The 12,343-nt window shown below is 33.5% G+C and carries 13 protein-coding genes and 2 tRNA genes; 11 read left to right on the top strand and 4 right to left on the bottom strand.

Annotation, left to right across the window (positions count from 1 at the left end):
• Positions 1 to 7: 7 nt before the first annotated feature.
• Positions 8 to 553: a DUF4296 domain-containing protein gene (locus tag VL047_RS02815; protein WP_325358305.1), complete on the bottom strand. Its 546-nt coding sequence runs from the start codon at positions 551 to 553 to the stop codon at positions 8 to 10.
• Positions 554 to 614: 61 nt separating this feature from the next.
• Here VL047_RS02815 and VL047_RS02810 point away from each other — a divergent pair, with 61 nt between their 5' ends.
• Genes VL047_RS02810 through VL047_RS02790 form a run of 5 tightly spaced genes read left to right on the top strand, consistent with a single transcriptional unit; the run spans position 615 to position 5,041 of the window.
• Positions 615 to 1,295, top strand: a complete 681-nt coding sequence (locus tag VL047_RS02810) for a YggS family pyridoxal phosphate-dependent enzyme (RefSeq protein WP_325358303.1) — start codon at positions 615 to 617, stop codon at positions 1,293 to 1,295.
• Between the two features lie 4 nt (positions 1,296 to 1,299).
• Positions 1,300 to 1,752, top strand: coding sequence for a GNAT family N-acetyltransferase (locus VL047_RS02805; RefSeq protein ID WP_325358301.1), 453 nt, complete (start codon positions 1,300 to 1,302; stop codon positions 1,750 to 1,752).
• Positions 1,753 to 1,763: 11 nt separating this feature from the next.
• Positions 1,764 to 2,573 carry a DUF3298 and DUF4163 domain-containing protein gene (locus tag VL047_RS02800; RefSeq protein WP_325358299.1) on the top strand — a complete coding sequence of 270 codons (810 nt, stop codon included), beginning with the start codon at positions 1,764 to 1,766 and terminating at the stop codon, positions 2,571 to 2,573.
• A 14-nt stretch (positions 2,574 to 2,587) separates the two neighbouring features.
• The gene (locus VL047_RS02795; RefSeq protein WP_325358297.1) at positions 2,588 to 3,859 is read left to right on the top strand and encodes an aspartate kinase; all 1,272 of its coding nucleotides are present in this window, start codon (positions 2,588 to 2,590) and stop codon (positions 3,857 to 3,859) included.
• A 3-nt stretch (positions 3,860 to 3,862) separates the two neighbouring features.
• Positions 3,863 to 5,041 (top strand): class I SAM-dependent methyltransferase, encoded by a 1,179-nt coding sequence (locus VL047_RS02790; RefSeq protein WP_325358295.1) that lies wholly within the window; start codon positions 3,863 to 3,865, stop codon positions 5,039 to 5,041.
• Position 5,042: 1 nt separating this feature from the next.
• On the opposite strand, the gene VL047_RS02785 is transcribed toward VL047_RS02790, so the two are convergent.
• Both VL047_RS02785 and VL047_RS02780 read right to left on the bottom strand, forming a co-directional pair.
• A complete protein-coding gene (locus tag VL047_RS02785) occupies positions 5,043 to 5,639 on the bottom strand; it encodes a DUF502 domain-containing protein (RefSeq protein WP_325358293.1) in 597 nt (198 codons plus the stop codon).
• Positions 5,640 to 5,692: 53 nt separating this feature from the next.
• Positions 5,693 to 8,146 carry a bifunctional UDP-N-acetylmuramoyl-tripeptide:D-alanyl-D-alanine ligase/alanine racemase gene (locus tag VL047_RS02780; protein WP_325358291.1) on the bottom strand — a complete coding sequence of 818 codons (2,454 nt, stop codon included), beginning with the start codon at positions 8,144 to 8,146 and terminating at the stop codon, positions 5,693 to 5,695.
• A 58-nt stretch (positions 8,147 to 8,204) separates the two neighbouring features.
• On the opposite strand from VL047_RS02780, the gene VL047_RS02775 reads away from it, so the two are divergent.
• From VL047_RS02775 to VL047_RS02765, 3 genes are all read left to right on the top strand, one after another.
• Positions 8,205 to 8,693 (top strand): regulatory protein RecX, encoded by a 489-nt coding sequence (locus VL047_RS02775; protein ID WP_325358290.1) that lies wholly within the window; start codon positions 8,205 to 8,207, stop codon positions 8,691 to 8,693.
• Between the two features lie 83 nt (positions 8,694 to 8,776).
• Positions 8,777 to 8,852: transfer RNA gene (locus tag VL047_RS02770), tRNA-Gly, on the top strand.
• Positions 8,853 to 8,919: 67 nt separating this feature from the next.
• Positions 8,920 to 9,005: transfer RNA gene (locus tag VL047_RS02765), tRNA-Leu, on the top strand.
• Between the two features lie 106 nt (positions 9,006 to 9,111).
• Here the strand turns inward: VL047_RS02765 and VL047_RS02760 are convergent.
• Complete coding sequence (locus VL047_RS02760) at positions 9,112 to 9,258, bottom strand: hypothetical protein (protein ID WP_325358288.1); 147 nt, start codon at positions 9,256 to 9,258, stop codon at positions 9,112 to 9,114.
• Between the two features lie 338 nt (positions 9,259 to 9,596).
• Here VL047_RS02760 and VL047_RS02755 point away from each other — a divergent pair, with 338 nt between their 5' ends.
• The 3 genes from VL047_RS02755 to VL047_RS02745 all read left to right on the top strand — a co-directional run bounded on the left by VL047_RS02755 (position 9,597) and on the right by VL047_RS02745 (position 12,266).
• Positions 9,597 to 10,814: a 6-bladed beta-propeller gene (locus VL047_RS02755; RefSeq protein WP_325358286.1), complete on the top strand. Its 1,218-nt coding sequence runs from the start codon at positions 9,597 to 9,599 to the stop codon at positions 10,812 to 10,814.
• Positions 10,815 to 10,946: 132 nt separating this feature from the next.
• The gene (locus VL047_RS02750) at positions 10,947 to 11,075 is read left to right on the top strand and encodes a hypothetical protein (protein WP_325358284.1); all 129 of its coding nucleotides are present in this window, start codon (positions 10,947 to 10,949) and stop codon (positions 11,073 to 11,075) included.
• A gap of 21 nt (positions 11,076 to 11,096) precedes the next feature.
• The gene (locus VL047_RS02745) at positions 11,097 to 12,266 is read left to right on the top strand and encodes a 6-bladed beta-propeller (protein WP_325358282.1); all 1,170 of its coding nucleotides are present in this window, start codon (positions 11,097 to 11,099) and stop codon (positions 12,264 to 12,266) included.
• Positions 12,267 to 12,343: the final 77 nt, after the last annotated feature.

Raw genomic sequence — 12,343 nt, 5'->3', positions numbered from 1 at the left:
TAAAATATCAATTAGTAAGTTTTAACTTTTCAAGAAGCCTGCTACGCTCCTCCCATGACCAGGATTTAGGTTTTAGATCTACAGAATCAGAGTCTTTCCAATAAAGCAAATGCTTCATTACTTTAGATCTTATCGAATCATTCTTCAATCTCAACAAACTATCAGCCACATGGGCACTTCTAATAGAATCCTTAACAAATATTTCTCTCTGAGCCTTCCTGCTAACCTCTTGAGCAACAACTGCCATATCCTTTAATTCAGCATCCACCTTTAAGTAAATACGATTGAGGACTTGAGGTTGTTTTGAGTAGTATTCTAAACTTTCACGAACAATCATTGAATCAACATGATAATGCTGATAAACTCCTTCAATTAAATTAGCAGATAGGCGCTGAACAGAATCAGATGGCAGGGTATTCAAGTACCCATCTATCAGATGTAAATCTCTCAGTAAACCAGCCATCTCCTTCTCTTTTATAATATAATCTGGTCGGTCTGATTTACAGCCAACTATAAAAATGAAAAAAAGTAAAATTCCTAAAAACCGTTGCATTTCTTAAATTAGCAACAAAAATACAAATAATTACGCTGTCCGGGCACAAATATATAATCACATGAACACTTTTGAAAGGCTACAAAGTATTAACAAAGAGTTAGAAAATCATGATGCACAACTAATTGCAGTTTCAAAAACAAAATCAATTGAAGAGATTTTAGAAGTATACAATGAAGGACAGCGGCATTTCGGAGAAAATCAGGTTCAAGAGTTAAATGAAAAACATGATAAACTCCCAAATGATATCATTTGGCATCAAATTGGAAGCTTACAAAGAAACAAAGTAAAATACATCGCACCTTATATTGGCTTAATTCACTCGGTAGATAGCTTAAAACTCTTGCAAGAAATAAATAAACAAGCATTAAAAGCCAAACGAGTTATTGATTGTCTTCTTCAAATTCAAATTTCAGATGAGGACACAAAAGCCGGACTGGATTATGCAGATACCATCGAACTGCTGAGATCAGAAGAATATCAAGCAATGAAAAACATTCGGATCATCGGATTAATGGGTATTGCTTCAAACACTCCCAACATCAAAATGGTAAAGGAAGAATTTCATGATCTAAAGGTTTTATTTTCCGGGATAAAAGAAAGCTTTTTCAGAAAAGAGGATTCGTTTAAGGAGTTATCCATGGGCATGTCATCAGATTATAAAATAGCTCTTGAAGAAGGCAGTACAATGGTGCGTATTGGAAGTTTAATTTTCGGAGAGCGGGATTATAGCAAAAATTAAAAGAATGAATCCTCAACTACGTAAAGCACAGAAAAAAGATTGTGCTCGCCTGCTAGAATTAGTAAAAGAGTTGGCCGAGTATGAAAAAGCTCCTCAAGAAGTAACTGTAAGTTTAGAAGAGTTCGAGGAAGCAGGATTCGGTGCCAACCCAGTTTGGGAAGCATATGTAACTGAAGTAGACGGAAATATAGAAGGAATGGCTCTTTATTATATTAGGTACTCCACCTGGAAAGGACGGAGAATCTATTTGGAAGATATCATTGTAACAGACAAACATAGAGGCAAAGGTTTTGGCAAACTACTTTTCGAGAAAGTCTTACAAGTAAGTAAAGACAATGGATATTCTGGTTTAGTTTGGCAGGTGCTCGATTGGAATGAACCAGCCTTAAACTTTTACAGAAAGTATAAGGCAGAGTTTGACAAAGGTTGGCTAAATGGCTCTATCACTAATCACTAAATAACATTTTTATGCGCAAATTATCTTTCTATATAACTGCAATTGCTCTAATCTTTTTAGCTGCATGCAATTCAAACAACAATGAAAATAGCACTTCGGCAGATCTCAAACCGGATACATTAACATATACAATAGAAAAGTTTTACCTGGAAAGCAAGCTTGAAAGTAAAGCCATAGATTCTGTTCAAGATAAAACCTTTTTTGAAGCTACTTACCCTCTCTTTCAGAATGATACGATAAATAGCTACATTAAAAACTTAATCAACTTCAACGATAATCCCGACATGCAATACAATTCAATGGAGGAGGCGGGACAGGGGTTTATAAAAGAGTATGAAGACTATCAAAAACTAGATTATAGCAGCCCTTGGCCTTGGTACAAACAACTAAAAGCAACTGTTGTAGAAAATCACAAAACCTATCTTGGTATACAGGTCAACTATGAAGATTTTATGGGTGGCGCTCATGGAAATCATGGAATTATATACAGCAATTTCAATCTCAATTCTAAAAAGGAAATAACCATTCAAGATATTATTCTTGACAACAAAATGGATTCATTAACACTTATAGCAGAAGAAATTTTCAAAAAAGATGAGGGAATTGACAGCATTCAAAACTCCTTTCCTAATTACTTTTTTGAAGACGGACAATTCTCTTTAAACAATAACTTCCTGTTGCAAAAAAACAGCATCTTATTCCTTTATAATATATACGAAATCAAAGCTTATGCAGAAGGAGTAACCAGACTTGAAATTCCTTATAACAAAATAAACAACATGCTAACTCCAGAGGCAAAAGAAATGCTTGGAATTAAATAAGCTAAACAAGAAAAATGCAAGTATTTAAATTTGGAGGTGCATCAGTTAAAAATGCTGAGAGCATAAAAAACCTCGCCAAAATAATTGAAACCTATAAAAACGACAGTCTGCTAGTTATTGTTTCAGCAATGGACAAAACCACAAACAGGCTTGAAGGTCTATTAAATGCATATTTTAATCAAACTGATGATCTACATAAGATATTCGATGAAATAAAAAACTATCATTATAAAATTATAGAAGAACTATTCCATGATAAATCCAATCCTATATTCGATGATGTAGCTAACACTTTTGTTGAGATTGATTGGATAATTGAAGAAGAACCACAAGACGAATACGATTATCTATACGATCAGATAGTCTCCATTGGCGAAATGGTTTCTACTAAAATTGTAAGTGCTTATTTACAACAGCAGAATATTCCAACAAAATGGCTAGATGTTAGAAACTATATTCACACAGATAACACATATAGAGAAGGAAATATCGATTGGGTAAAAACGGAAGAGTCTATCCAACAAGATATCCCTAAACTATTAGAAAACTATATCCCGATAACTCAAGGCTTTCTAGGCGGAACGTCTGAAAACTTTACCACAACCTTGGGTAGAGAGGGATCTGATTATTCGGCTGCAGTTTTCGCCGCCTGCCTAAATGCCGAATCGGTCACTATCTGGAAAGATGTTCCCGGCGTTTTAAATGCCGATCCTAAGTGGTTTAACTCTACAGAGCTTATACCTGAATTATCCTATGTAGATGCCATAGAATTAAGTTACTACGGTGCCAGCATTATACATCCAAAAACAATAAAACCCTTAGAAAACAAAGGGATCATACTCAATGTACGATCTTTTATCGATACAAATAATGTGGGTACCGTTATCCGGAAAACCAAAGACCGCTTATCCATCCCTTCGTTCATTTTCAAGATAGATCAAGTCCTGATTAATATCTTACCAAAAGATTTTTCTTTTATCCTCGAAGACAACTTAAGCCAGATTTTCAGTCTCTTTTATAAATATAAAGTGAAGATTAATATGATGCACAACAGTGCAATCAACTTCTCCGTTAGCGTAGATAATGATTCTGAAAAAATCCCAAAACTTATTGAAGAATTAAATAAAGATTTTAAAGTCTCCTATAAAGAAAACCTTGAATTAGCAACAATACGTTATTACAATCAAGATACTATTGACAGGGTATTAGTAAATAAAGAAATTATTTTAGAAGTAAAAAACTCCTATACCTGTCAAATGCTGATTCGTAATAAAGCAATAAATTAATTTATGAACCGCGAAATATTAACATCAGCGGTACAACGCTTTCTATTAAAAAATATACACGAAGACCCTAAGAAGATTGCTTTGGCAAAGAGTCCATTCGAAAAGGTGAGTAGCTCAGAATTAGCCACTCAAATAGAATCTCGACAAAAAGCAAAGAAAAAACTTCCCTTGTGGTTTGAAACTGATTCTATTTACTATCCTCCTACTATCTCTATTGAACAGGCATCTTCAGAAACAACTGCGTTTTATAAAAGCAAACTCATACCTGAAAACGAAACTGTAATTGATCTGACCGGAGGGTTTGGAATTGATGCTTTCTATTTCTCATTAAGAGCAAAATCATTAGTTCATTGTGAAATCAACCCCATTCTTTCTCAGATTGCGGCATATAATGCTAAACAAATGGGGAGAAATAACATCCATTTTATAAATGAAAATGGAATCGAATATATAATCCGGAATAGCTCTTTTTACCACACAGTCTTTATTGATCCATCTCGTCGCGTTAACACCCGGAAGGTCTTTAGACTAGATGATTGCGAACCAAATATCATACAGCATCAAGATGAATTGCTTGAAAAAAGCCAACAGATAATTATTAAAACATCTCCTTTATTAGATATTTCCTTAAGTATATCACAGTTAAAGCACGTAAAAGAGGTACATATTATCAGTTTCAAAAATGATTGTAAAGAGTTACTCTTTGTTTTAGAAAAAAATTTCAATGGTGTTCCAGTGATTCATGCTACAATCCTAAACGAAGGTGATGACTCTTCATTTTCATTTCTAGAAACTGAAGAGAAGGAGTCCACCTTTCAAATAGGAGAACCTCAGCAGTATCTATATGACCCGGATGTTGCAATTTTGAAAGCAGGCGGTTTTAAGCTAATAGCACAACGTTATATGCTTGATAAGTTAAATACAAACACGCATTTATATACATCAAACAACAGAATTGAATCTTTCCCAGGAAGAGTCTTTAAAGTAAAGGAGACACTCGAGTATAAAGAATTCAAAAAAACAAAAGTAAAGCTAGCTGCAAACGTTATTTCTAAAAACTTCCCGCTAAACGTAGAAAGTCTTCGAAAGAAACACAGGATCGAAGAGAACAATAATAATTTTATATTCTTTTGCAGAACAGACAATGATAGGTTATCCGTAATATTTGCAGAACGCGATTAATCTATTCCAAACCGCTAACGCCACCAGAAACTACCAGCTTCATAGCATCCGTTGCACTAATATTCAATTTTGTTACCTTTTCAGCCTTTGCAATAGCAACCTGACCGGCGAATGAATAAGCATATGGAAAATAAACCATAACCTCTCCTTCTAAGCCTATTTTAGACAAATCGCGCTGAGTTAAGAATCCAATTCGCTTTAAACCTGTATCATTAAACTCAACCATAACAGGTTCATTAAACTTTTTAGCATCACCAACAAATGCTTCAGTAAAATCCTTCAAAGAGGTATAAAGCGTATTGAAAAGAGGAACCTTATTTATAATTCTGCCAAACCAATTATAGATCGGTTCAGTCACAAAATTTGTTATCAAAAAGCCTACAAAGATCAAAATAATCAAAACGCTTATAATTCCCAGTCCCGGAACATATATTGGATTCCCAAACTCGTCCATAAACATCCAAGTACTTAAATTCAATGCCGCATCCAGGCTGGAAAACAACCAGTATATCAAAAATGCTGCGCCGGCAAGGGGTAAAAGAACGATCGTTCCTTTAACCAAGTAATTAAATATTCTGCGCAAAACTACTTTTATCATCGAAACATTGATTTTAACAAAGATAGAAAATCATTAATGGCTAATTACAAGAACTATTCATAAAAATAAATCCGCTTAACACGTTGTGATATACCCGTCATAATTTCATATGGAATAGTTTCAATAGATGCTGCCAGACTCTCTACAGTAGGTTCCTTTCCAAATACAACAACCTCATCTCCAACCTTCACAGGCATATCTGTTACATCGACCATGCACATGTCCATACAGATATCGCCTACTGTCGGCACCAATTTTCCCTTAATCAACAATTTCCCCACACCATTTCCAAAACGTCTGCTGAAACCATCGGCATATCCAATTTTTACCGTGGCAATCGTCCCTCCATCTTCTAAAACCCCATTCCGATTATAACCAACCGTTTCTCCCTTCTTTATATGTTTAATTTGCGAAACACTCGTTTTTAAGGTAGCCACCGTTTCTAATAAGCCTTCACTTAAAGAACCCACACCATATAAGCCAATTCCTAAACGCACCATATCAAATCTTGCTTCAGGCCAACGCTCAATAGCTGCAGTATTTGATATATGAACAAGAAACGAATAAGGCAGGATTTCTTTCAATTCATTAGTAAACATTTTCAGTTTAGCTATTTGCTCTCGGGTAAAGTCATCATGTTTGGGAGAACCCGAAGCAGCTAAATGCGAAAATACACTTGCAATTTTAACCGAGTTATTTGTTGAAACTATTTCAATCAGTTCATTAAAATCCTGTGCTTCAAACCCTAGTCGATGCATTCCTGTTTCAATCTTTATATGAATTGGATATTCTTTGATCCCTCGATCCTCCAATAAGCCAATCAAAGACCGAAGAAGATCAAGTGAGAAAATCTCGGGCTCTAGATAATTATCAATAATCGCTTCAAAAGAAAGCAGGTCGGGACTCATAACCATAATCGGTGATTTTATACCTGAAACTCTCAAAGCAATACCCTCATCCGGATAGGCAACTGCCAAATAATCTACCCTATTAAATTGCAATAAATTGGCAATCTCAAAACTACCGCTGCCGTATGAGAAAGCTTTAACCATTACCATTAACTTAGTTTGGTTATCTAGCTTCCTTTTATAATAGTTAAGATTATATTCTAAAGCGTTTAAGTTAATCTCAAGAGAAGTATCATGTGTTTTTAAGGTCAAAAGTTTACTAATCTTTTCAAAATAAAAAGATCTGGCACCTTTTAACAAGATGGTCTCATCATGAAAGTTCATACCAGGTAAAGCCTTAATAAAATCTTCCGTAGAGTTGTAGAATATTGCGCTTTTAGAAAACAAGCTTGAGAAACTACTTATATCTTTTCCAATGCCAATAAATCCATCGATTGAATTACTTTTCAACAACAAAGCAACCGTCTCATATATAGACAACTTATCCTTCTCAACACCAGGAATGTCCGATAAAATTAAAGTGCGTTTTTTATGCTGATTTTGCTGCTGTAAGAAATTAAGAGCTATAGTTAGAGATGCAATATCGCAACTATATGAATCGTCAATAATAGAACAATTGTTAACTCCATTTTTTAACTCCAATCGCATTTCAACAGCAAGAAGAGCCTTCATCCGCTTCCGAATAATTTCCTGAGAATAATTCATGCTTAACATTACTGACCAGCATATTATTGCATTCTCAATAGAAGCCTCATCGTTAAATGGTATCTCAATACTTATCTCATTTTTTTTAAACTCAGCATATACTGTCAGGAAGCCTTTATCTTGCTCTTTTCTTAATACTTTAAGATCTGTATCATCGAAGCCCCATGTAAACAGTTGAGAGCCCTCTGGAATCAACGTTGCTGCTGAGATATATTTAGGTGAATAAATTAATCTATCCGCTCCTTTAAACAGTTTCAATTTCTCAACTATTTTCTCCTCTGTACTTCTAAAACCATCACTGTGTGCTGGTCCTATATTAGTCAGAATACCTACAGTCGGCTGAATCATTTCTCTTAATTTATCCATCTCACCAACCTTACTAATCCCCGCTTCAATTATAGCCAAATCATTATCTGAACTTAGTTGCCACAATGAAAGAGCTACACCAATCTGAGAATTATAACTTTTAGGGCTCCGAACGATATTAAAGTCGATAGCAAGTAGCTGATTTAGCCACTCCTTAACCACCGTCTTACCATTACTACCTGTAATTGCGATAACAGGATAATTGAACTGTTTACGATGATACTTAGCCAGTGTTTGCAATGCAACAAGCGTATCTTCTACATATAGAAAGTTTGCATCAATATAATCCTTTACGGGAACAAAGCCATCTGCAACAACAAAATTCCTTACCCCTAAATTATATACTACATCAACAAAACTATGTCCATCCTTATTCCCCTTCAAAGCAAAGAACAAAGAATGTTTAGGGTCATTTACCTTCCTGCTATCATAGATTAAATATCGAATATCATCATTCTCATTTCTAAGCAATTTATGGTCAGTAATAATTGTTGCTATATCAAGTATAGTATAGGTCAGTCTATTCATTATGCAACGAATTTCATCAATTTTTGGGTTAAGAAGAAAAATTTATCAATTTTATCAAATGTTCGACCAAGAAAAGCAGAAAGAAACTCGCTTAACTAAACTTCAAGCAAAAAAACGTGCAGAAAACTTCTGCGCCTATCAAGAGCGTTCACAACAAGAAATAAGAGATAAATTATATAAATGGGGACAATATCCTGCTGATGTAGAAAATATCATTGTCGATTTAATAGCAGAGAACTTTTTAAATGAAGAACGATTCACCCATGCTTATACATCTGGAAAATTCAAAATAAAACAATGGGGAAAAATTAAAATAGCCAATGGATTAAAATTTAAAAGAATCCCTCCCCGTTTAATAAACGAAGCCTTAAATACAATTGACCCTGATGAATATTTTAGTACACTTACTCATATTATTGAGAAGAAAGCGCGCGTTTTAAGTGAAAAAGAACCCTATAAACGAAAAATGAAACTTGCTCAATACGCTATAAGTAGAGGTTTTGAGAAAGATTTGATTTTTGATATCCTGAATAGCAACGACTTATAACAAAAGTATACTTTTTTTTTAAAAAAGGCTTGACAAAAAGACAAATCTGCCTATATTTGCATTCACCAAAACAAAAACAATAAGCGAAAGTAGCTCAGTTGGTAGAGCGCAACCTTGCCAAGGTTGAGGTCGCGAGTTCGAACCTCGTCTTTCGCTCCACAAATCCCTTATAGCAAGGGATTTTACGTTTAAGAGACGTAATATGTTAAGTAGGAATACTAAACATGCTGAAGTGGTGGAACTGGTAGACACGCAGGACTTAAAATCCTGTTCGCCCTAAAGCGAGTGCGGGTTCGATTCCCGCCTTCAGTACTGCACGGGAAAGACGTAATGGCTTACGATTTTTCCCGTTTTTATTTACTCGTAACTTCTTGTTAATCTAATAGATAAGGTGCGTCACTTCGTTAAGTCTTGGGGTTCAATATTCTTTTCCGTCAAATCTCAATTTTTCACGATATATCGAACCTAGCACCTCTTTTTTGGTCAAAGCATTATCCTCTTCATATAAATATTTCAGCTTGGAAAGTGCCTCTATTGCTTCTATAAGTATATTATCAATACTCATGGTGTTCGATTTGATCCCCTTCACCTCTATGAGCGACGCTTCTAACCTTTTTATTTTTTCTTCACATTGCTTTTCATAATTGAAAAATCAGAATGATCAAGCTTTTCGTCAAAGAGTAGCTCTCTATAGGTTAAAAGTACGCATATTTTCAAAATTTACATTCACTAGTTTTTCAGTATCGTATTGAGTTAATTCGATAAATTTCATTAGTTTTTAGGTTTTAAATGTCAAATCAAATATAATCAATAGTGGTACATGTGGTTTTAATTTAAGCGTGTATTTTTGGTACATTTGGTTTTGCGACTTAAGGTATTGTTAAACTTTTAAATAATAAAGAAATGAAACAGAAGAAAAACATGACCATAAAAGGAAAAGGCTTACGTGTAATACTTATATTAATTTCCCTTGGAATCTTTAGTTGCACCAACTTAGACGAGCAAAGTGAAAATGACTCATATACCATTATACATCTAACTAACCTAAATGACCTTGAAGAACTTCGTCTATCTAAATTCATCAATGATGTTAAAATTATTCCGCTTGAATTTAACAAATCTTGTATTATAGGAAAAATAAAAAAAATAGAATTCTTCGAAAATAGAATTTTCATTCAGGATGAACTAAACAACGAAAGCATTCTAATGTTTGACTTTTCTGGTCATTTTATCAAGAATATAGGTTTTTCAGGAAGAGGTCCAAAGGAGCATATTGATTTAACGGATTTTTCTGTAGATGAAAATAATAAGAATTTAGTAATTTATGATAATGGTTCAAGGAAGTTTATTAAGTATGACTTAAACGGTGACTTTATTGGAGAAATCAACTCGAAGTTTTCTGCAGATAATTTTGAAGTAAACGACAATTTTTACTATCTTTTTAGAGATAATCCTTCCATAGAAGTAGAACATAGTTTGGTAGTGGAGGATAAAACTGGAGAGATCGAAGAAAGATATTTTGAGACAAATCTAGATATTGGTTCAAGAATAAGAGATAATATTTTTTCCAAGTACAATAAAGAAATGATAATTACAAGGCCATATAACGACACCGTCTACTCGCATCGCCCTAAGCTTCTGAATAAAAAATATTATGTTAATTTTGGGGAAAATAAAATTAGAACGGAGGATTTGAAAACCATTCTTAAAAATCCTACGCAGGCAAATGACATTCTTATTAAGAATAAATATGCTACAGGAATCAAAAATTTCATGGAGCAGAAGAATATAGTTTACTTCTCTTTTACTTATAATTCGATCCAATATAGTTGCTTCTATAATAAAAAATCTAAGGAGGTTTTTTTTAACTATTCATTGCTCAATGATATAAATTATATTTTCTTTCCATCTCCAATTTTCATAAAAGACAATATTTTGCTAAGTGTCTTCGACCCCTCGTTGATTCCTAATAATATAGATTATATCGAAAATCTAATCAAAGATAAAACCATATCATCAACAGATTCTAAAATTTCTGAAAATTTAAAAATCTTAACGGACTTAAAATCAAGAGGTTTGGAAAACAATAATCCTATTTTGTTATGGGCTACTTTAAAGTAAAAGAATATTAACTTTCTCTCAATTCTTAGTGCTTTTTATTTTATTATCATTGAACATGTACCTGATCTACAGTTTAAGGGCTATAAGAAAAATACAATAGAAAGTAATAATACAGCAATTGGTCAAATTAAAATGAAAGAATTCGAAATTGAAACTACAATTTATACAACTTATTCTGTTATTTATATTGGTAAAGATTGTCCTACAGGAATAGTTACAGATATGAGTATTAGCTACGCAGGAATATTCTGCTGTGCATAACCACAAGTTAAGTATTTACCTATGAAACAAAAATTTCAAAATCTGGTTGTTTTTTTATTGCTTTTGACTAGTTGCGCTTTACAAAATAACCCTGGTGTCGTGAACAAAAATTTAATTAAAATTTCCGTTCAACCAAATGATGAAAGAGAAGACGATGCTTTGATAGATTTGGTGCAAGAGCATAAATATATTAAGCTGGAAACAAAAAAAGAAAGCTTGGTTAGCCGGATAGACAAGATACTTTTTTTTAATAATAAATGTTTAATTCTCGATAAAACTTCAAAAGCCATTTTCATCTTTGACATCAATGGGAAATATCTGACTAAGGTGCAATATCCCGGTAAAGGTCCAGGTGAATATTCTAGTATAATTGACTTTGATATTGATGAAAAAGGAACGATTTATGCGTTAGATATAACGCGAAATTCCATTTTCAAATATGACATCGAGGGGAAGTTTATTGAAGTAAATAAGCTGGATCATTTTTCAAAAAACCTAGCTATTGTTGATAGTTCCAAGGTAATCACCTTTCATCCTATTTCGATAGAAACTATACCAACAGGCACACTGGTGATGAATATGAATAATGTTGTTCACCCTCTTTTACCTTTTGAAGGTCATCGGGGATCTCACAAGAAGATATCGTTTTTAAACTCGTTTGCATTAACCAATTCAGAAAATATTTTGTTTAGTGAGGACTTGAGCGATACCATCTATGAGATTTCCAAAGATGGATTGCAACTTAAAGCGAAATATTTTATTGACTTTGGAAAAAGGGCCCTTAGCGAAGAACTAAGAAAGAATCCGGACTATTTCTTTATGAGTCCCACCTTAATTGATGAAGGTTGGCATATCAGTAATTACTTTGAAAATTCGAAATACTTTACCTGTTCTTTTAACTTAGAGGGCAAAACATGGGTGCTTTTTTACCACAAAAAAAACAAAACCTACACGTTTTCTTCGTGTGTTAGTTGTAACGCTCAAACCCCAAGAATTATCAGCGATATGGTGGTCGCTGCAATTTATGACGATTATTTTGTAAGTGTTGTTCCTAATCAATTTCTTTCAAGTAATAAGAGTTATTTAGATCAATATCCAGATAGACCAAACAGTTTTACTTCAGATAGTTACCATTTGATTAAGAGTTTTGAAAATAATGATAATCCTGTTTTAGTTCTTTTTAAACTATAATAAAATACTGTGTGGATAAAGATGATATGAAGTCAACTTTACAAAGTAATCCGTTACAGAAATTAATTCATAATCAC

The organism is Albibacterium sp. (assembly GCF_035514885.1).
Classification (GTDB): Bacteria; Bacteroidota; Bacteroidia; order Sphingobacteriales; family Sphingobacteriaceae; genus Albibacterium.
Note: the sequence above shows the minus strand (reverse complement) of the source record. Positions and strands in the feature narration are given on the sequence as shown.

Excerpts from the sequence above, each read along its gene's own strand:
- VL047_RS02815 (WP_325358305.1), bottom strand. The coding sequence starts at position 553 with ATGCAACGGTTTTTAGGAATTTTACTTTTTTTCATTTTTATAGTTGGC.
- VL047_RS02810 (WP_325358303.1), top strand. The coding sequence starts at position 615 with ATGAACACTTTTGAAAGGCTACAAAGTATTAACAAAGAGTTAGAAAAT.
- VL047_RS02805 (WP_325358301.1), top strand. The coding sequence starts at position 1,300 with ATGAATCCTCAACTACGTAAAGCACAGAAAAAAGATTGTGCTCGCCTG.
- VL047_RS02800 (WP_325358299.1), top strand. The coding sequence starts at position 1,764 with ATGCGCAAATTATCTTTCTATATAACTGCAATTGCTCTAATCTTTTTA.
- VL047_RS02795 (WP_325358297.1), top strand. The coding sequence starts at position 2,588 with ATGCAAGTATTTAAATTTGGAGGTGCATCAGTTAAAAATGCTGAGAGC.
- VL047_RS02790 (WP_325358295.1), top strand. The coding sequence starts at position 3,863 with ATGAACCGCGAAATATTAACATCAGCGGTACAACGCTTTCTATTAAAA.
- VL047_RS02785 (WP_325358293.1), bottom strand. The coding sequence starts at position 5,639 with ATGATAAAAGTAGTTTTGCGCAGAATATTTAATTACTTGGTTAAAGGA.
- VL047_RS02780 (WP_325358291.1), bottom strand. The coding sequence starts at position 8,146 with ATGAATAGACTGACCTATACTATACTTGATATAGCAACAATTATTACT.
- VL047_RS02775 (WP_325358290.1), top strand. The coding sequence starts at position 8,205 with ATGTTCGACCAAGAAAAGCAGAAAGAAACTCGCTTAACTAAACTTCAA.
- VL047_RS02760 (WP_325358288.1), bottom strand. The coding sequence starts at position 9,258 with ATGAGTATTGATAATATACTTATAGAAGCAATAGAGGCACTTTCCAAG.
- VL047_RS02755 (WP_325358286.1), top strand. The coding sequence starts at position 9,597 with ATGAAACAGAAGAAAAACATGACCATAAAAGGAAAAGGCTTACGTGTA.
- VL047_RS02750 (WP_325358284.1), top strand. The coding sequence starts at position 10,947 with ATGAAAGAATTCGAAATTGAAACTACAATTTATACAACTTATTCTGTT.
- VL047_RS02745 (WP_325358282.1), top strand. The coding sequence starts at position 11,097 with ATGAAACAAAAATTTCAAAATCTGGTTGTTTTTTTATTGCTTTTGACT.